This is a genomic window from Litorivivens lipolytica (genome assembly GCF_014191715.1).
GTDB lineage: Bacteria > Pseudomonadota > Gammaproteobacteria > Pseudomonadales > Spongiibacteraceae > Litorivivens > Litorivivens lipolytica.
Window position 1 is genome coordinate 42,020 of the sequence record NZ_JACHWY010000003.1, and the last position, 19,000, is coordinate 61,019.

A 19,000-nucleotide genomic window follows, 5' to 3' on the forward strand; every position below is an offset into this window, starting at 1 on the left:
GCTCAAACACCTTGCAGAGAGTCTACCGACTAATCAGCAACTGAGTCGAACCAGTGGCGAGTCCGGTTGGCAAAGGCCACCAGCGACAGCATCACGGGCACCTCAACCAATACACCGACCACGGTTGCCAGCGCAGCACCGGAATGCAAACCAAACAGAGAAATAGCAACCGCCACAGCCAGCTCAAAAAAGTTCGACGTACCAATCAGGCAGGCCGGGGCGGCAATGTTGTGGGCCAATCGAAGACGCTTGGCCATCCAGTAGGCGATGATAAAAATGCCGTAGGTCTGAATCAGCAAAGGGATTGCGATCAGCACGATAGCCTGCGGCTTGGCGAGAATGGTTTCCGACTGAAAGCCAAACAGCAGCGTAACCGTCGCCAGCAAACCGATGACTGACCAGGGTTTCATAGCAGCGAGAAAGGCATTCAGGCGAGAGTGATCATCGGACCGATCAAGCATCTTTCGTGTAAACGCTCCAGCGATCAGCGGTACGACCACATATAGCACAACGGACAATAACAGCGTATCCCACGGTACGGTGATGTCGGACACGCCCAGCAGAAAAGCCGCGATCGGTGCAAAGGCAAAAATCATGATCACGTCGTTAATCGACACCTGCACCAAGGTGTAATTGGCATCACCTTTAGTCAGCTGACTCCATACAAATACCATGGCGGTACAAGGGGCGACCCCGAGCAATATCATGCCGGCGATATATTCATTGGCGGTCTGAGGATCAACCCCGTCGGCAAACAGGCCTTTGAAAAACAGCCAACCCAGCAAGGCCATTGAAAAGGGCTTGATCAGCCAGTTGATCACCAGTGTCAGAATCAATCCGCGCGGTTTTTTACCCACATCTTTGATGGATGAAAAATCTACCTGCACCATCATCGGGTAGATCATCAGCCAGATCAGAACCGCCACCACCAGATTTACGTGGGCGTACTCCAATCCCGCAACGACCTCAAAAACGCCGGGGAAAAGACTGCCCGCAAACATGCCGGCCAGGATCGCCAGCCCGACCCATATGGAGAGATATCGCTCGAAAACACCCATGAAAAACAACCTTTAAAAAATATCTGTCATTGCGAGGAGTGAAACGACGAAGCAATCTCCAGAATAAGGCAGATTCTGTACGAGATTGCTTCGCGTTGTTCGCAATGACGAGACTGTTCGAAACTTAAAGCGACCGCTGATTTACCCGCTGACTGACCTGCTCAGCACTTTCGACCCGCTCGGAATAGCGATCAACAAAATAGTCTTTGTTATCGCGTAGCAGCAAAGTGAACTTCATCAGCTCTTCCATTACATCGACAATCCGGTTGTAGTAAGCCGATGGCTTCATCCGGTTGTTGTCATCAAACTCGAGAAATGCCTTCGCCACAGATGACTGATTGGGAATCGTCACCATCCGCATCCAGCGACCGAGAATACGCATCTGATTGACCGCATTGAATGACTGCGAGCCTCCGGAGACTTCCATCACCGCTAGGGTTTTACCCTGCGTCGGACGCACGCCACCCAGATTGAGCGGCACCCAGTCAATCTGACTCTTCAGAATGCCGGTCATGGCACCGTGGCGCTCGGGCGAACACCAGACCTGCCCTTCAGACCACATCATCAGCTCACGCAGTTCCTGAACCTTCGGGTGATCCTCTTCGCCCGAATCCGGCTGCGGCAAACCGGCAGGATTAAAAATCCGCGTTTCGGCGCCAAAGGTTTCCAGCAGTCGCGCACACTCCTCGACCACCATCCGGCTGAACGAGCGCTCGCGCAGTGATCCGTAGAGCAACAGAATGCGTGGCTTGTGGCTGGAATACTCGCGGGCAAACTCAGCAACACCAGGTGTTCTGAGTTGTTTCGGCTCAATGTTGGGCAAAGTGATATCGGACATTACTGCGCTCCCAGTGCTGCCAAGGCGTTTCGCAGTGATTCCCGATCGTGCTGCTCAACCGCCAGTGTTGCGAGCTTCGACACGCGACGCTCAATCTCATCAATACAGGCCATAAAGGCTTGCTCTTTTTCAGTCTCACTACCGTCAACCTTGGACGGATCTTCCAGCCCCCAATGCACTTTCAGGCTTTTGCCGAAGTAGACCGGGCAGGATTCGCCTGCCGCCGAATCGCATACGGTAATCACCAGATCCGGCGCGTACGCCTCGAAATCGTCCCAGGATTGACTCTGCAAACCCTCGGTGGCGTAGCCGCGCTGCTGCAGGTAGCGCAGCGACAGCGGATGCACTTCGCCCGCCGGCTGACTGCCGGCACTTTTTGCCTCAAGCAAACCCCGAGCATTCTGGTTGGTGATGGCTTCCGACAGAATGCTGCGGCAGCGGTTGTGAGTGCAGATAAACAGGATTTTCAAAACAGATCCTCAACAGCAGCGCGCGCGCAACAGGGGTTTGATCCGCTTCAGCGCGGTTTTGAAATAGGCGGTGTTGTGTTCGGCGGCGCTGGTCAGAACCTCGCGTGCCCATTCAGGAAGTGTGGGATGAATGCGGTAGTACACCCATTTACCCCGGCGCTCATCCTGTACGATGCCGCACTTGCGCAGCTCGGCCAGATGGCGGGATATCTTGGGCTGGTCCAGCTCCAGCGCCTCCATCAGATCGCAAACGCAGACCTCTTCCACCGCGCTGATCAGTAGCAGGGATTTGAGGCGAGTATCATCGGAGAGACATTTAAAAAAAGTTAGGGGCGTCACGGCAACACATACGATTTAACACATATGTTAATATTCGCATATATCTTCTGGCGAAGCCAGCCCTTTGGCGAGGGGCTAGGGTTCTAGCCTTCGGGCTGGGTATCGAGCTGACTCAGGCTATCGTCCAGACGCGTCCAGGGTGCTTTTTTGCTGACCCAGAAGTGAGCCTCGGGCACAAAGGCTTCGGGGTTGTCGAGGGTGCCGGGCGTGAACACCAGTGTTCCGGGGTAAGCATCCACGCGCTCACCCACAGGCGTGCCACATACCCCGCAGAATAGATGCTGTTTGCGATTGCCGGAATCACCGTTGGTTTCATAGATTGAGAGATCACCTGTCATCGAGGTTTGATCTTCCAGCACCACAAACCCGGCACCGACCGCGCCGTAAAGTTTGCGGCAATCCCCACAGTGGCAGAAATGCGGCGCAATCAGTTCAGAGCTGGTTTCAAAGCGAAACTGCCCACATAAACAACCACCGGTTGTTTTGTTTTCCATACTCACACCCCGCGCAGTAGATTTTAGGTTCTTTAGCTTAACTGGTAGTCATCCAGAGTACTTTGCTCCTGTATCTTTCGGTATTCCGCATAGTTTCCGGGAAACAGAAAGGGAGCATGGCCCGACGCATCACGATAGTAACTGTTGCAAGTGCTCGCGCCCCAGGAAAACCGGGCAAAGCGATCAGCCATCCACTCGTTGTAGCGCTCAAAGACATCGCGCTTCACCGCAGCCACCTTGCGACCGCTGCGTTGCAGTTCGCCCAGCAGACGCACAATGGTTTCAACATTCTTTTCTACCGACAGAAAATACGACACATTCAACACAACCCCGTTGGGGCCAACGGCAAAAAAGTAATTGGGGAAGTCCGGCACCGCAATGCCTTTGTGAGAGCGAGGATCGGCGGCCATCACCTCGCCCATGACTTTGCCATCGACACCACGCACATCAATACGATCAAAGTCCTGAATCCGATAACCGGTGCAGTAGATAATCACATCGGCATCGACGACCTTGCCGCTACTGGTAACGATTCCGGTCGCGGTGACTTCTTTCAAACCTTCCGCAATCAGGTCAACGTTGCCGCGATTCAAAGTGGGATAGAAATCGTCGGATACCAGACCGCGTTTACAGCCATAGGGCGTATCAGGAATCAAGGCTTCCTGAAGTGCAGGATCGTCTACCGAGCGACGGATAAACTTCTTCACCATCTCCTCGAATTGCCCTTGCCGGGCATGGCCGTTGGTGACGGCATACTCCACCTGCCCCATCAGCAAACCCTGCCATTTGCGCAGCAGCGTCAGCAGAACGGGGAATCGACGAAACAGGGAACGCTGAAAGGCCGAGTAAGGCTTGTTATTGCGCGGCATAATCCAGTTGGCAGAACGCTGCAGTACCGTCAGATGCCCAGCGACTTTCGCCACGTTTGGTACGATTTGAATAGCGCTCGCTGCCGAACCGACGACCACCACGTGTTTACCCGTCAAATCCACGTCGTGATTCCAGCGGGTGCCGTGCCAGCTATCCCCTTTGAATAGATCCCTTCCCGGAACATTGGGATACAAGGGGGTATGCTGGTTCCCCATGGCATTTATTATGGCGTCGAACCGATGACGCTCACCCTTCTCCGTGGTCAGCTCCCACACGCCCTCCTCTTGAAAGTGGGCGCTCACAATACGCGTATTCAGCTGCAAGTGAGGCTCCACCCCAAACTCTCTGGCACAGCGCGCCAGGTAGGCCTGAATTTCAGCGTGACCGACAAAAGTTTCTGACCAATCCGGGTTAGGCGCATAGGAAAAGGTATACGAATGAGCCCACACATCGCAGGCCAGACCCGGATAGTTGTGCAAGCGCCAGGTTCCACCGGGTGCATCCAAAGCATCAAACACCGTGAACTCGGAGAAGCCCTTATCGAGTAACTCCTTACCTGCCGCAATACCTGCGGGACCCGCACCAATGATCGCGATGCGCAGTGATTGCTCTTTCCCCATACAGCCTCTTCCAAAAAAAGGTAACACGTGTGTAAGATTCTAAACAGGAGTACCAATGTGCCACAAGTTACGCATTTGTCACCCACCTGGTGACAAGGCCCTCTAGGATGAAACCATAACGATAAAAGCTGACGCATCAGAGGTGCATCCCCATGGAGAAAGCGTTTCGCAATCTGAGCCTGATGGCGGCACTCAGCCTGCCGGCAACAGAATTACTGGCCGCAAGCGGCATACTGGAGGAGGTGCTGGTCACGGCGCGCAAGCGCAGCGAGAGCATGCAGGACATTCCCATTGCGGTGAGCGCTATTAGCGGTGAAGACCTGCGTGAACGCGGTATCGCCAACACCGCCGAACTAACCAAATCGGTGCCGAGCCTTGAAATCCGCAAGGGGCAGGCCAACCAGATTTATATTCGCGGCATCGGTGAGCGCACCGGTTTTGCCCGGGTCGATCCGACAGTCGGTGTTTATCTCGACGATCTGTTTTTGCCACGCTCTGATGGCCAGTTACTCGACACCGTGGACATTGCCAGCATTCAGGTTCTGCGCGGACCGCAAGGCACGCTTTTTGGCAAGAACACGACCGGCGGCGCCATGGTCGTCAGCTTGAGAAAACCCGATGACAGTTACGAGGCCTATGTGGAAGCCGGCATCGGCAGCTACAACCACCGCCGCTTCAAGGCAGGTTTCAATCTGCCAATTTCAGACACCTTTTTTACCCGAACCGCCGTACACGTGACCAAAGACGATGGTTACTTTGAGAATATCGGCCAGAACGGACGCGGCAATCCGAGCAACGACCGACAGGCCTTTCTGTTTCAGACCCGCTGGGAGCCCTCGGCCACATTTAGCCTCGACACCCAGACTTTCGTTGGGAAAATCCGGGAAAACCTTGCCGGCATCAACTGCAGCATCCCCACCAAAGACTCGCTCTATTACGAGGGCTTGTGGGTCGCTCATCCAGGGGACACTGATCCATCCAACCTTCGGGCCTTTGAAGAAAACTGTAACGCCAACTCCCGCGACCGACTGGGGGATTTAACGGCCAATCAAGGCCCCAACCCGCGTTTGGAAAAGGATCTGGATACTTACCTGTTCGGCACCACGGCCACTTGGGAGCTTAGCGAGAGCCTGCAATTAAAAACCATCGTTGGGCTTCGCAGCGAAAAGGAAGGTCCCATTCAAGCCAGTGATCCCGATGGCGGCCCGGCCTTGTGGAGCAGCTACATCAACACCGAAGACAGCGACCGCCGCTCCTACAGCCTGGAATTTCAGCTCAATGGCTCCAATGCTGACCAGAGTTTGCGCTACACGGTAGGTCTGTTTGGCATGCGTGAAACCAATAGCGAGAACTTTACGGTGTCCAATGTGTTTCGTGGTCTCGACAGCACCACACTGGGTGATCTGGCCGCCGGTAGGACACCCTCTCGACCACCGCCCACCGGAACGGTACCGCTGGTCGGCTTTATCGGCTCACCACTCGTGATCTCGGATTTCGCACTGGAGAACGAGACCACGGCGCTGTTCGCACAGGTCTCGTACGACGTGACTGCCCAGCTCGAACTCACCCTGGGCTATCGCTTCACCAACGAAAAACGGCACTCGGAACTGGATACCCTTGAAGCCGACATGGCCGCTATCGAGAGTCGATTGCTGGCCAGCAACGCGTTTGGCGCCCCTCGGAGTGCGGGCGCCTTCGGAGCAGGAGCGGGCGGCTTTTACCCCTACCTGGGCCCACTGCGCTGGCTGGATGACCCTGTCAGCATTGCTGCGGCGCTTTTCCCTGACGCCGATGGTGATGCTTTGCTCGATTATCCCATCGACCCCAACAGCGCTCGCTCAGACGAGCGCGAAGAAACCTTTCGACAGAGCACGCCTATGGTATCGCTGTCATACCACCTGTCGGATGACTGGCTGCAAGACTCCTTTTTCAGTAGTGCCCTGCTCTACGCAACCTGGAGTCGTGGTTTTAAATCGGGTTTCTTTGAACCCAGAGGGATTGATGGCTTGCAGCGCATCGAACCTGAAGTTGTTACCAATCACGAGATTGGCTTTAAGGTTGATGCGTTTGAGCGAAGTCTCCGTTTGAACGGCGCCATCTACATGATGGACTACGAAGACCAACAACTCATCGCGGTGGGATCAGACTCTGCACAAAACGTCGCCGTGGTATTTGGCAACGCCGGTCAGTCTCGCATTACCGGGTTTGAACTGGAAATGCTCTGGCTGCCAAGCCCAGCCTTGCAGATCAATGCCAGCTTCAGCGCCAACGACTACGAGTTTCTGGAATTTAACGAGCTGGATCTGGCAGCAGCCCTGACCGGACAGGAAAAAGTTGTGGATCGCACCGACGAAACCTTCCCGGTGTCTCCCGAGCGATCCGGTGCCCTCGGGATACAGTACCAGTGGGCGCCCGACTGGGGGGCCATCACCGCCCGCCTGGATGCCAGCTACAAGAGCGATATTTTTTACGGTTTCGACCCCGGTTCCTATCGCGCTTTCGAACGCTCGACCGAAAGCGCAGGTCAGCCGGCCTATACCCTGCTCGACGCGCGCTTTACCTGGCAAAATCCTGAGGGCGACACCACGGTATCGCTATGGCTGAAAAATCTGGCGGATGAGCGCTATCGTATCGGCGTTGTAGCGGTAGCCGATTCTTCCGGTACCTTTAATGAAAGCTGGGGCGAGCCGCGCATGATGGGCCTGGATATTCGCTACAGCTTCTGATGTCGCACCGGTCGATTAGGTCGTAAACTCACGCCATGATCGACATAAAAAGCAAAACAGACCTGCAGCGCCTGCAAAGGCTGGCGCTGAATCGTCAGGGGTTAACCCAGAGTCAGCCCTTTGGACGCGGCCTGCAGGGGGCGCGCAAGGCCGTTGAACACCTCGGCTATATTCAGATTGATACCATCTCTGTGGTTGAGCGCGCTCATCACCATGTCTTGTATTCACGCGTTCCGGGCTATCAGCCAGAGATGCTTAACAAGCTGCTTCGTGAACAGCATATTTTTGAGTATTGGTCCCACGCAGCGGCTTTTCTGCCGATTCGGGATTTTCGCTTTTCCCTGCCTTATAAACACGCCATCAAAAGCGGGCAGGTTCACTGGTTTAAAACACCCGACAAAAAACTGATGCGCGAAGTCCTCGCCCGGATTCGCAGCGACGGCCCTTTACGCTCTCGCGATCTGGAACAGGCAAGCGGCAAACGTGCGGGCTGGTGGGATTGGAAACCCGCGAAAAAAGCGCTGGAACAACTTTATATGCAGGGCGATCTAATGGTCGCCAGCCGCGAGGGTTTTGAGAAAGTCTACGACCTGTCCGAGAGAGTGCTGCCTGAAGGTATCGATACTCGAAACCCGACACCGGAAGCCTTCGCAGAACACCTACTGAATCAGCAACTGGCCTGCCACGGCCTCGTCACACTGAAAGGCCTAACCTACCTGCGCCGGGATACAGCCTTGCGAACAGCAATGAAATCACTGGTAGCAGCACGCCTGACGGAGGGGAGCCTTGACGAGCTGAGACCCCCGTCGGGAGAAATTTTCTTTGCTGCACATGATGCGCTTGACCACAAGTCGGCGCGTACTCGCTCCGAGCTACAAATACTTTCTCCGTTTGATAACGCGGTTATACAGCGCGACCGCCTGAAGGCACTGTTTGATTTTGACTATCAGATTGAGTGCTACGTGCCGGAGGCTAAACGACAGTACGGCTATTTCTGCCTGCCGCTGTTATACCGGAATACCTTCGTCGGGCGCATGGATTGCAAGGCCCATCGCAAAAGCCGCACATTGGAGATAAAAGCGCTACACTTTGAGCAGAATACGGATGATGCCTTGCTGGACGCACTCGCGGCCACCTTGAAACGCTTTAGTGGCTTCCAGCAGTGCGATGTCATCGAACTGACGGCACGCTCCGCGGTCACTCAGCCTCTGCGAGCGGCATTACAAGCCCTCGATCACTAAAACCAACTCGAATCAGCACGGGCTGGGCTAAACTGCTAGAATGCCGCCCCCGCGACCAAGGACCAGCCCGTGTCAGCCTCCAGCTTCAGCAATCTACCCCTGCACGCCGACCTGCTCGAAAATCTGAGCACTCTTGGCTATACCTCGATGACACCTATTCAGGCTCAAAGCCTGCCGCCTGTCCTAGCGGGCAAGGACGTGATCGCCCGCGCCAAAACAGGTTCTGGAAAAACTGCAGCCTTCGGTTTGGGCCTGCTGAACCGGCTGGAGGTGAAACGCTTTCGAGTGCAGTCGCTGGTACTGTGTCCGACGCGGGAGCTGGCAGATCAGGTGGCGGTGGAAATTCGCCGACTGGCGCGCGGCATCCACAATATCAAGGTGCTCACACTCTGCGGTGGCACGGCTTTCGGCCCGCAGCTGGGATCGCTGGAACACGGCGCCCATATTATTGTGGGCACACCGGGCCGGGTGGAAGAACATCTGCGCAAGGGCTCCCTGAAAACCCGCGACATCAATTGTTTTGTATTAGACGAAGCAGACCGCATGCTCGATATGGGCTTTGAGGAAACCCTCGACAAGATCATCGCCCAGCTACCGAAAAAGCGTCAGAATCTATTATTCAGCGCCACCTACCCCGATGCGATTCAGGCCATGGCCAGCCGAGTTCTGACCGAGCCGACGATGATTACCGTCGACACCGGCCACGATGCACAGAGCATTCCCGAAAACTTCTATCAGATTGAAAGCAATGACGAACGCCGTGCCGCACTTCGACTATTATTGCTGGAATACCAACCCCAGTCGGCGGTGGTGTTTTGCAACACCAAACAGGAAGTCCGCACGGTGGCGGAACAGCTTAAGAACTGGGGCTTTAGTGTACTGGCCTTGCACGGCGATCTGGAACAGCGCGAACGGGATGAAATGCTGGCACGTTTTGCCAACAAGAGTGCGACCGTGCTAGTGGCTACGGATGTGGCTGCACGGGGTTTGGATATTGATGACGTGGAAGTCGTGGTCAATTATCAGGTAGCTCATGACCCGGAAGTACACACCCACCGTGTGGGTCGCACCGGCCGTGCAGGTAGTCAGGGGCTCGCGCTAACGCTGTTCAGCGCGCGCGAGGCCCACAAGGTCGCGGCCCTGCAAATAGATGTTGATCCAATTGCCGAGGCCCGCCCGCTGCCGTCGTCATCTGTATTAAAGCGGGAGCCACCGCAACCGCCCATGGTGACTCTGCAGATCGACGGGGGTAAGAAACAGAAGCTGCGACCCGGCGATATTCTCGGCGCCCTGACCGGTGACGGCGGTATTGAAGGCAGCGCCGTGGGCAAGATTCAGATCTTCGACAACCGCAGCTATCTTGCGGTTACGCGCAAGCGGGCAAATCAGGCCTATAACCAAATTGCTCAGGGCAAAATGAAAGGCCGCAAATTCCGGCTTCGCAAAATCACCTGATCAGCCCTCTCGATCTTGCCGCGCTGCTTCCCAGCCGATCAAGGCCGATTTGCGCGGCGCTCCCCAGCGATACCCACCAAAATGACCGCTAGCCTGAATCACGCGATGGCAAGGGATTATCACTGCAACCGGATTGCTGCCTATCGCCGTTCCTACCGCCCGCGATGCCGAGGGCTGACCGATCTGGCTGGCCAGGGCGCCGTAAGTGGCGAGCTGCCCTTCGGGGATGCGAAGCAAACTTTCCCACACCTTCAACTGGAAAGGCGTACCTTTGAGGTGGAGTTTAATCTCTGAAGGATTCGCCAAACCCTGCTGAAAAAAGCTTATGGCGTTTTTTATATGGGCACTGCGAAACTGTTGGAAGCGAGCATTCGGGAAACGGGCTAGCAGTTCTTCAAGCGCCTGATCCTTATCGTCAAAGAACATTAAGTGGCAGATACCCCTTGGGGTGGCAGCTGCCAGCAGCGAGCCAAAGGGACTGGCTTCATAGCTGTAGTCAATCGTCAGTTGCTCCCCGCCGCGAGCAAACTCCCCCGGCGTCATACCCTCGATCGACACAAATAGATCGTGCAGCCGGCCGCTACCGGAAAGCCCCGCAATGTGCGCGGCTTCCATAACAGAAGCCCCTTGCTGCGCCAGTATCGCTTTGGCATGTGACAAACTCAGGTACTGGATAAATTTTTTCGGGCTGACACCGGCCCAGTCGGTAAACAAGCGCTGAAAGTGCGATGGACTCAGATTGACAATAGCAGCGAGCCTATCGAGTGAAGGCTGCTCTCGATGGTGAATCAGAAGGTATTCAATGGCTTTCTCTACCCGCTGATAATTCATCTGGTTGGAGTTTACTTTTACCGAACGAAGAGCAACCATAGCGACCCGTCTATACAGAAACTCCAGCTACTGTATACCACTCCAAAAATGTGGGCGACCCGGTTCTTGCGAACTCCGGCGTCTAAATATTGCCTCTGAACAAAACAGAAGGGTCTTAGTTATCAGAAAGAGCGACAAGAAAAAGGACAAGGCCATTCGGGAGGCGCTGACTGAGGCCTGTGAGCGTGCTCTGGAACGCGGCGATGGCTTTCAGTGGTTGACGCATACGGTCTACTACGACCGTTTCCCACAATCCCTGTCGGTACTGTGCGTGTACCAGAGCAATGCCGAACTGAAGGCCGCCGACACCGATGCGCTTGCCCGGATCATCGCCGAAGAGCTGGCCAGAATCGACATTCCCCTTAAGGATATTCGTCGCCAGCTATCCTTTGATACGGAAGAAAACTGCGAGGCTCAGCACGGCGGCCGCTGGAATCAGAGGCTGCAGTAAAAACCGTTCAGCAGACGGAAACTTACCTGCTAGAATAGCCGCCCTTTTCCTCCGCTCGGGTCACGCCAGTGGCTGATTCACTCACTTCCCCCTCCCTTCGCTGGGATATCTTCTGTCGGGTAGTCGATAACTTTGGTGACGCCGGCATCTGCTGGCGACTAGCCAGACAGTTGGTCCGCGAACAGGGGCAACAGGTTACGCTGTTTATCGATGATCTCGCGGTATTGGGGCGGTTGCTGTCCGAGTTGGACACAAATGTCGAACGCCAATCCCTAGACGGTATTGTGATTCAGCACTGGACAGAATCGGGAATTGAAACATCGGGCACCGACGTTGTGATCGAAGCCTTTGGCTGCACGCTGCCTGCAAACTACCTGTCACAACTTACCTCAATCACCCGCAGGGCACTCTGGCTGAACCTGGAATACCTGAGCGCCGAAAGCTGGGTAGAGGGTTGCCACCTGTTACCGTCCCCCGTCGAAGAAACCAGCGGCAGTAATTTGAAAAAGTTCTTTTTCTTCCCCGGCTTTACCGACAAAACCGGCGGCCTATTGCGAGAGCAAGACCTGCTTTCCCGACGCGACCGTTTTCAGCAGAGCGATAAGAACCGGAGTGCCTTGCTCAAACAATTTGGGATCAATATCAGACCCAATGACTTTCTGATCTCGCTGTTCAGTTATGAAAACCCGGCACTGGGAAGCTGGCTTGAGGAGTTAAGCCAGCACTCGACAAGGGTTCACCTTCTGGTTCTTGAAGGACCGGTAGTAAAGGATATTGCTTATTGGCTCGGCGAACCCACACCTCGTGCCGGGGATCATTTCCAACGCGGGCAGTGCCACCTTCACATCCTGCCTTTTGTCCGCCCAGATGATTACGATCAATTACTCTGGTGCTGTGATCTGAATATCGTACGCGGCGAGGACTCCTTTGTTCGGGCCCAATGGGCGGGGATGCCGAAGCTGTGGCATATCTATCCGCAGGATGACGGCGTACACCTTGAAAAACTGGATGCGTTTTTAACCCTTTACAATCAAGCCTTTAGCCCTGAGGCAGACAGCGCAGCCCGTGCCTTCTGGCAGACCTGGAACCGGGGTAAAAACTTGCCATTGGCCTGGCGCAATTTACTCGCTCACTGGCCAGCTATTCAGGCCGGTTCTCGCGCTTGGTGCGATGCCCTTTCCCGCCAAAAAAAACTTTCTGAGCAACTAGTGACCTTTGCGAAAAAACAGCTAATATTCGCGCCGCGAAATATCTCGTGACTGTATGCCGCCGGAGGCATCATGAAAACTGCTCAGGAACTCAAACCCAATAACGTCGTCCTGATCGACGGCAACCCCTGGCTGGTACAGAAGGCGGAGTACACCAAATCGGGCCGCAACAGCGCCATCATGAAAACCAAACTCAAGAACCTGCTGACCGGTTCGTCTACCGAAACGGTTTACAAGTTTGACGACAAAGTCGATGTAATTTCCCTCGACAAGAAAGACACAACGTTTTCCTACAAGGCTGACGGTGTGTACGTGTTTATGGACGAGGAATACAACCAGTACGAACTCCGCGAAGAAGACATTGAATCCGTACTGCCGTTTATCGTAGAAGGCATGTCGGACGTCTGCCACGCCGTATTTTTTGAAGGCAGGGTCATCTCGGTTGATTTGCCAACAACCATCGTTCGCCAAATCGATTATTCAGAAAATGCGGCCCGAGGTGACACCAGCGGCAAGGTTATGAAACTGGCTCGCCTGATTAATGGCACTGAAATTCGCGTCCCGGATTTCTGCAATACAGGCGACTGGATCGAGATCGATTCTCGCACCGCCGAGTACAAATGCCGCGCCAAGGCACCTGCCTGAAAACCTTCTACTAAAAGTAGCATGTGGGCGCAACTACGCCCACATGCTCCCCTAAAAACGCTGACAACACGTTCTTCAATCATCGTCGTACCAGTCATCGTCACAATCATCGTGGCCATGGCCGCGGGCATGGCGGTGACGGTGCTTATGTTTTTTGTGCTTCTTGTGCCGATACTCCCGATGCGAATGACGGTGGTAGGACTCGTAGTATTCATCATAGTCGTCGTAATCATCATGGACCTCATGGGCTGCGAACAGCAGCGAGGCACCGATCAACAGCGCAGCGATTGCTTCGTCCGAGTCGGCGTGGGCCTGTGCCGGTTTAAATCCAAAGGTCAGCGCCAGCACCAAAGCGATGGTGGTGATCAGCGAGCCAGATTGTCGTTGTTGACTTGTCGCCGTGGAAATTGAGTAGTTCATGGCCTTGTCCTCAGTTAAGCCTCACCTGCACCCTAACCCGATGAAACTGAACCGTTACTGAAGCGCAATTACACAGCCCGATCACGACTGTGCATCAAAGTCCGACTGTGTCACCATGCATCACATAACAACCGCGCGCTCAAAGACCATGACTACCGACACCTACACTCCCGCTGAAGACCTGGCCAACAGCCTCAGTCACGCACTGGGTGCAGCCCTCAGCCTTGCCGGTACCGTGCTGCTTGTTCTGATGGCCGTGCCCGAGGGCGATATCTGGAAGCTGGTCAGTTTCAGTATTTTCGGGGCCAGCCTGATCCTGCTCTACCTCAGCTCCACCCTGTATCACAGCTTCCGTCGGCCCAGCTTGAAACAGGCCTTCAAGATGCTGGACCACTGCGCCATTTACCTCTTGATCGCCGGGACCTACACACCCTTTTTACTAGTCAATCTGCGAGCCGGGTCGGGCTGGACAATCTTTGCTGTGATCTGGTCACTGGCGGTGGCAGGGATTGGACTAAAGCTTATCTGGGGCCACCGCCTCAAGGCGCTGCGCGTCATTATCTATCTAGTCATGGGCTGGCTGGCACTGGTAGTCGCCGGACCGCTGGCGGACACACTACCCACCACAGCACTGAATCTGGTGGTGGCAGGTGGTGTAGTTTATACCCTTGGTGTGGTGTTCTATCTAAATAAGCGCATCCCCTTTAACCACGCCATCTGGCACATCTTCGTGATCGGCGGCAGCGCCTGTCATTTTCTGGCGGTCTATCTCGGCGTGCTGCCGTTCCAGTCAGCGGCCTGAACGCTGCCGCCATTCCCGCGCAGTGGGATTATCCGGTTCGCGAGCGAGCCACTGTTGTAGAAATTCGTCGGCCTTTTTCCTTTGCCCGGATTTAAGCAGATACCGCAGCTGAAGATCACGGCTGCGCGTTGTGGCGTGACCTCTCGCTTCCAATTGCGACAACACGGTTAGTGCCCGATTTATTTGCCCGGTATTTTCCAAGGCAATCGCGTATGCGTAGGCAAAATCTTCTCGCGCCGGCGCGACTTTAAGTGCCTGCTCAAAGTCCGCTAAGGCTTGTTGATAATCACGCTGCCGCACATGGTAGAGAGCCCGCTGATAATCCGCCTCTCCACGTTGATCAACGGCTTTTGCCTTGTTTAACCAGTCGAGTTCTGCCGGGGTACCGGCAGCGAGTGCTGAAAGTTGCAGGTAGGGATACACAAAGCCCGGATCAAGTTTGATCGCGCGCAGGAACAGCGCTTCGGCTTGAGACGGGCTGCCTTGCGCCAGATGATAGTTGGCAAAATTCGCCGCAATTTGAGGGCTGTCGGTATTCGCACGCATCAACGCTTCATAGTCTTTGAACAGCTGGCTGAGCCGTTCGCGAACAGGCGCCGCTACTGCGCTCGGGACCGCACCGGCCAAGGCTGGCACAAGCTCCATCTGCACGGCCCGACTTCGATCGTTTACCAGTGGTGACAACAGATCCCATCGTTCTGCTGGAGGCGCCGACGCAAACGCCCGGATCGCGGCGGCACGCACTAGCGGCGAAGAATCTTTCAAGCGGCTGGTCAGCAACGCACGATCAGTCGCGATTCGGAGAGATAGAAGATGTAACAGGCTGGCTTCCCGCAGATCGGGAAAATAGTCGCTGTCCAAGCGATAGCGATCACTGTCACTAAAGCCCTGCCGCTGAACACGCGCAAAGGTCCGAGCGCGTTGCTGCGATTCGGTCACCGCTTCAGGAAGGCGGGCCTGCAAAACCTCAAGTGAAAGATCCGCATGGCAGCTTAAACACGGATCGGGGCTACCCAGTTGCTGGCTCAGCTCAGGGTCCGGCACACCAAAGCGATGGTCGCGCCGGGCATCGACTCCCATATAAACCGTAGCGGGCATATGGCAGTCGACACAATGCATATCGCTCACCTGGTGACGGTGATGCGTTGTCGCCGAATAGGTCGCGGGTTGATGACATTGCAGACAGACGGCGTCGCCCTCCGCGCGCAGTTCACCACTGTGAGGCTCGTGACAGTTGCTGCATACCACGCCGGCGCCATGCATGCGGCTTTGCAGAAACGACCCCATAACAAAAACCTCTTCGCGAATCTGCCCGTCGGCATGGTAGTGAGGCGGATTAGGCAAGGTCAACGTGGCGTGATCGGTGAGACGGGTATCCGGGTGCCACTCGCCAATGTTTTGCCGCAGTGAATGGCACTGGCCGCAGCTCGACAACTGCCGCCCGGCCGGTTCGCCCTGCCGCCGGGCGATAGTTTCCCCCTCAAGCCACAACCACTGTCCACGCTCTTTCAAGGTCGCCGAGAAACCCGCATGTGACTGTGCCGGTTGGCCCGCCGCCAGCCATTGTTGGTGGCCCTCAGACGAACCATGACAGGCAGCGCAGGTGATATTGACCGCGTCAAAGTGCGTAACAAAGGTATTGGAGTATGGCTGGTAGCCTTTTTCGAGCTTAGTCGAATGACACTCGGCGCAGGAGGTATTCCAGGTAAAGCCGGGGTGATCCCAGTTCAAATCCGAATCCAGGGCATACCAGCGCTGACCACCTTTCCCTTTAGGCCGCGTATCCCAGGCCACCGGAATTGCCTGATAACGCCCGCCCGGCAAACGCGCCAGATATTGCTGCAGGGGGACGAAACCGAACACGTAATCTATTGGGTAAGTGACGGCCTCATTGCCCTCACCCACGCGGACCTGATACTGCTCATTCTGATAAATAAACCGGAAAGCTTGCCCATTGAAACGCGTTACCGAACCGTCAAACTCCGCAAGAACGCTGTCGGCAGAGGCGGGCAACATGGCGCGAGCGTGATGGGACTGTTGCCAGTGTTTTGTTTCAGCGGGATGGCAGCTAGCGCAATCCTCGGACATTGCCTGCCCGCGCAATGGCACAAAGAAAAGCGACACTAAGAATAACAGGACAAGCCATAGCCTCATGGCTTATCTGCGCCACTCAAGGTTGAATACAGCGATTCACACAGGGCTTTCAGCTGCAGGGCCTCCTCGGGATTGCCGATCACCTGACAGGCCAGTGTTTCCGGAATCGATTCCGCTTTTTTTCTCAGGCGCCGGCCGGCCGCTGTCAGCTGAATCGATTTTTGCCGTTCATCTTGGTCTGACACGACCCGCTGCAGCCAACCCTTGCTCTCCAGCCGCTTCAGAATGGGTGTCAGGGTGCCCGAGTCCAGTCGCGTATGTTCAGCCAAATGCTTCACCGAGACACCGTCCTCCTGCCACAGGCTCAACATCACCAGATACTGGGGGTAGGTTAAACCCAGAGGTTCCAGCAGGGGGCGATACGCGCGGATCAGCGCATTCGTCGCCGAGTACAGGGAGTGGCAGATCTGAACATCAAGATTAAGATAGGACATAAACACACCGAAGACAGCACCTGCCACATTTTACTTTGTGCGCAAACAGATTGACAGCCAGCACCCGGTAATTTATATTGCGCACAAACTATTTGCCGTCAACCTAAATTCCGAGGCCGACCATGAACCGACATCTTATGCTTGCAGGACTGTTAATGGCGCTGCTGTCACCCTTGCATGCGCAACCGACGGCGCTGGATATTGAAGCAACCGACTTTGATTGCCTGAGCGAAATGACACCCGTGCGCGGCTTTTTTATCGATAACCTGAACGGTGACCTGGAGGCAACCCAAGCCGCCGCAGAAGCCCCCAAAGGTGCAACCTATCCCGCCGGTAGTGTGGTTCAGCTGGTTCCCACTGAAGTGATGGTCAAACACCCGAAAGGCGTCAGCCCGGCCACTAACGACTGGGAGTTTTTCGAATTGAAAGTGAGCGACGCGGGTAGCGAGATTGTGACTCGGGGCTTTGAAGACGTTAAAAACCGCTTCGGCGGTAATTGTCTGGAGTGTCATGCCAAAGCCGAACCCCAGTGGGACATGATCTGTGAGACCGGCCATGGCTGCGACCCTATTCCGCTGACTGGTGCGATGATAAAGGTAGTTCAGAAAGTTGATCCACGCTGCGAGCAAACTCAACCCCTTAGCGAAGCCGAGCGTCAACTGCTCGATCACCTCAAGCCGTTTCTACAGTGATCGAACTCCAACAGTAAAAGGCCAACACGGCCTTTTACCCACCGGCAAAGCCTATATAATTGCGGCTTTGTCGTTGAGCTCCGCTGGAGGATACGTTGGAACGTTTTGTTGAAAACCTGATGTACGGTGCCCGCTGGATTCTGGCGCCGATCTATATCGGTCTGAGTCTGGCCCTGCTGATGCTGGGCATCAAATTCTTTCAGGAAGTATTTCACTACCTGCCGATTATTCTGGAAACCAAGGAAGCCGATCTTGTTCTGCTGGTGCTGTCACTGGTCGACATGGCGCTGGTGGGCGGCCTCGTCGTGATGGTGATGTTCAGTGGCTACGAGAACTTTGTCTCGCAACTGGATATCTCCGACGACAAGGAAAAGCTGAGCTGGCTCGGTAAGGTCGACTCAGGCACCCTAAAAAATAAAGTGGCCGCCTCCATCGTCGCCATCTCGTCGATTCATCTGCTGAAGGTGTTTGTGAATACCGAGAATATCGACCCTACCTACCTGAAATGGTACGTGATCATCCACCTGACCTTTGTGGCCTCAGCCTTTGCCATGGGCTACCTCGACAAGATCACCCGCCACCACTGATGGGCTGATCGGCCAACGCCGCGTAGAACAACTGCACCGTCGCCTCCTTGGCCTTGGTGACTTCACGCGGCGCCATCCCCTTGTTAATCGCGTTGTGCACCAGCCATTGGGTGGCCACCAGCAGCGCGACAAAGTATTCCCGCGACGGCACACTCTGCTGATTCTGCCGACACCAGCGCTGCAGGCGCCGGGCGGCGCGATCATACGCCCGGTTGATTACTTCGGCAGCATGGGATTCCGGATCAGCAGACTCCACAAACAGGAACCGGGCAATTTTGTGCTGGGCCAGAATGCCGTCGACGGTGCGGTTACAGACCTCTTCCAGCCAGGCCCGATTGCTGTAGTCCAACTCCCAGCTTTTTAGCACGGACTCCACGTGGTCGTTGATGGAGCTTTGGTAGAGCTGATAGATAACGGCATCTTTATCCGCAAAGCAGCGGTAAAAGGTATCCCGCGAGACCGCAGCCCGCTGGCAGATCTGCGATACCGATACGCCTTTGGCACCGCGCTCGCCAAACAGCTCGACCGCCGCTTCCAGTATCACCTTGGCCTGCTCTTCCTGACCGGGGCGCTTCTTCGCCCTGGCTGATGTCTGCGCTTTTGCTGCCGGCACAATGAGCCTCTAA

At 55.3% G+C, this 19,000-nt stretch carries 20 protein-coding genes; 9 read left to right on the plus strand and 11 right to left on the minus strand.

Annotated features, from left to right (window positions below; all coding sequences use genetic code 11):
• Positions 1–29 precede the first annotated feature (29 nt).
• The 6 genes from arsB to FHR99_RS12365 form a co-directional block, all read right to left on the minus strand.
• Positions 30–1,058, minus strand: coding sequence for an ACR3 family arsenite efflux transporter (gene arsB, locus FHR99_RS12340; protein ID WP_183411015.1), 1,029 nt, complete (start codon positions 1,056–1,058; stop codon positions 30–32).
• 124 nt (positions 1,059–1,182) lie between these two features.
• Positions 1,183–1,896 (minus strand): arsenical resistance protein ArsH, encoded by a 714-nt coding sequence (arsH, locus tag FHR99_RS12345; RefSeq protein WP_183411016.1) that lies wholly within the window; start codon positions 1,894–1,896, stop codon positions 1,183–1,185.
• Positions 1,896–2,366, minus strand: a complete 471-nt coding sequence (locus FHR99_RS12350) for an arsenate reductase ArsC (RefSeq protein WP_183411017.1) — start codon at positions 2,364–2,366, stop codon at positions 1,896–1,898. The genes arsH and FHR99_RS12350 overlap by 1 nt, the downstream gene beginning before the upstream one ends.
• A 9-nt stretch (positions 2,367–2,375) precedes the next feature.
• The gene (locus tag FHR99_RS12355; protein WP_183411018.1) at positions 2,376–2,705 is read right to left on the minus strand and encodes a metalloregulator ArsR/SmtB family transcription factor; all 330 of its coding nucleotides are present in this window, start codon (positions 2,703–2,705) and stop codon (positions 2,376–2,378) included.
• Between the two features lie 83 nt (positions 2,706–2,788).
• Entirely contained in the window at positions 2,789–3,199 is a 411-nt protein-coding gene (locus FHR99_RS12360; RefSeq protein WP_183411019.1) for a GFA family protein, read from the minus strand.
• Between the two features lie 32 nt (positions 3,200–3,231).
• Positions 3,232–4,689, minus strand: a complete 1,458-nt coding sequence (locus FHR99_RS12365; RefSeq protein ID WP_183411020.1) for a flavin-containing monooxygenase — start codon at positions 4,687–4,689, stop codon at positions 3,232–3,234.
• Between the two features lie 152 nt (positions 4,690–4,841).
• On the opposite strand from FHR99_RS12365, the gene FHR99_RS12370 reads away from it, so the two are divergent.
• The 3 genes from FHR99_RS12370 to dbpA all read left to right on the plus strand — a co-directional run bounded on the left by FHR99_RS12370 (position 4,842) and on the right by dbpA (position 10,111).
• A complete protein-coding gene (locus FHR99_RS12370) occupies positions 4,842–7,415 on the plus strand; it encodes a TonB-dependent receptor (protein WP_183411021.1) in 2,574 nt (857 codons plus the stop codon).
• Positions 7,416–7,450: 35 nt separating this feature from the next.
• Positions 7,451–8,656, plus strand: coding sequence for a winged helix-turn-helix domain-containing protein (locus FHR99_RS12375; protein WP_183411022.1), 1,206 nt, complete (start codon positions 7,451–7,453; stop codon positions 8,654–8,656).
• A 69-nt stretch (positions 8,657–8,725) separates the two neighbouring features.
• Positions 8,726–10,111, plus strand: coding sequence for an ATP-dependent RNA helicase DbpA (dbpA, locus tag FHR99_RS12380; RefSeq protein WP_183411023.1), 1,386 nt, complete (start codon positions 8,726–8,728; stop codon positions 10,109–10,111).
• Here dbpA and FHR99_RS12385 read toward each other — a convergent pair whose 3' ends face one another.
• Entirely contained in the window at positions 10,112–10,981 is an 870-nt protein-coding gene (locus tag FHR99_RS12385; RefSeq protein WP_183411024.1) for a methylated-DNA--[protein]-cysteine S-methyltransferase, read from the minus strand.
• A 217-nt stretch (positions 10,982–11,198) separates the two neighbouring features.
• Between FHR99_RS12385 and FHR99_RS12390 the strand changes: the two genes are divergently transcribed.
• The 3 genes from FHR99_RS12390 (at position 11,199) to FHR99_RS12400 (ending at position 13,285) form a co-directional block, all read left to right on the plus strand.
• Entirely contained in the window at positions 11,199–11,432 is a 234-nt protein-coding gene (locus FHR99_RS12390) for a hypothetical protein (protein WP_246386907.1), read from the plus strand.
• A 68-nt stretch (positions 11,433–11,500) separates the two neighbouring features.
• Complete coding sequence (earP, locus tag FHR99_RS12395) at positions 11,501–12,691, plus strand: elongation factor P maturation arginine rhamnosyltransferase EarP (protein WP_183411025.1); 1,191 nt, start codon at positions 11,501–11,503, stop codon at positions 12,689–12,691.
• A gap of 21 nt (positions 12,692–12,712) precedes the next feature.
• The gene (locus tag FHR99_RS12400; protein ID WP_183411026.1) at positions 12,713–13,285 is read left to right on the plus strand and encodes an elongation factor P; all 573 of its coding nucleotides are present in this window, start codon (positions 12,713–12,715) and stop codon (positions 13,283–13,285) included.
• 75 nt (positions 13,286–13,360) lie between these two features.
• On the opposite strand, the gene FHR99_RS12405 is transcribed toward FHR99_RS12400, so the two are convergent.
• Positions 13,361–13,705, minus strand: coding sequence for a hypothetical protein (locus tag FHR99_RS12405; protein ID WP_183411027.1), 345 nt, complete (start codon positions 13,703–13,705; stop codon positions 13,361–13,363).
• A gap of 115 nt (positions 13,706–13,820) precedes the next feature.
• On the opposite strand from FHR99_RS12405, the gene trhA reads away from it, so the two are divergent.
• A complete protein-coding gene (gene trhA, locus FHR99_RS12410; RefSeq protein WP_183411028.1) occupies positions 13,821–14,507 on the plus strand; it encodes a PAQR family membrane homeostasis protein TrhA in 687 nt (228 codons plus the stop codon).
• Here trhA and FHR99_RS12415 read toward each other — a convergent pair.
• Positions 14,496–16,595, minus strand: coding sequence for a tetratricopeptide repeat protein (locus tag FHR99_RS12415; RefSeq protein ID WP_183411626.1), 2,100 nt, complete (start codon positions 16,593–16,595; stop codon positions 14,496–14,498). The two genes, trhA and FHR99_RS12415, sit on opposite strands and share 12 nt — an antisense overlap.
• A gap of 62 nt (positions 16,596–16,657) precedes the next feature.
• Positions 16,658–17,095 (minus strand): MarR family winged helix-turn-helix transcriptional regulator, encoded by a 438-nt coding sequence (locus FHR99_RS12420; RefSeq protein ID WP_183411029.1) that lies wholly within the window; start codon positions 17,093–17,095, stop codon positions 16,658–16,660.
• Between the two features lie 155 nt (positions 17,096–17,250).
• Here FHR99_RS12420 and FHR99_RS12425 point away from each other — a divergent pair, with 155 nt between their 5' ends.
• Complete coding sequence (locus FHR99_RS12425) at positions 17,251–17,787, plus strand: hypothetical protein (protein ID WP_246386910.1); 537 nt, start codon at positions 17,251–17,253, stop codon at positions 17,785–17,787.
• A 95-nt stretch (positions 17,788–17,882) separates the two neighbouring features.
• Positions 17,883–18,374, plus strand: a complete 492-nt coding sequence (locus FHR99_RS12430; RefSeq protein WP_183411031.1) for a TIGR00645 family protein — start codon at positions 17,883–17,885, stop codon at positions 18,372–18,374.
• Here the strand turns inward: FHR99_RS12430 and FHR99_RS12435 are convergent.
• Entirely contained in the window at positions 18,358–18,987 is a 630-nt protein-coding gene (locus FHR99_RS12435; RefSeq protein ID WP_183411032.1) for a TetR family transcriptional regulator, read from the minus strand. The genes FHR99_RS12430 and FHR99_RS12435 overlap by 17 nt on opposite strands.
• Positions 18,988–19,000: the final 13 nt, after the last annotated feature.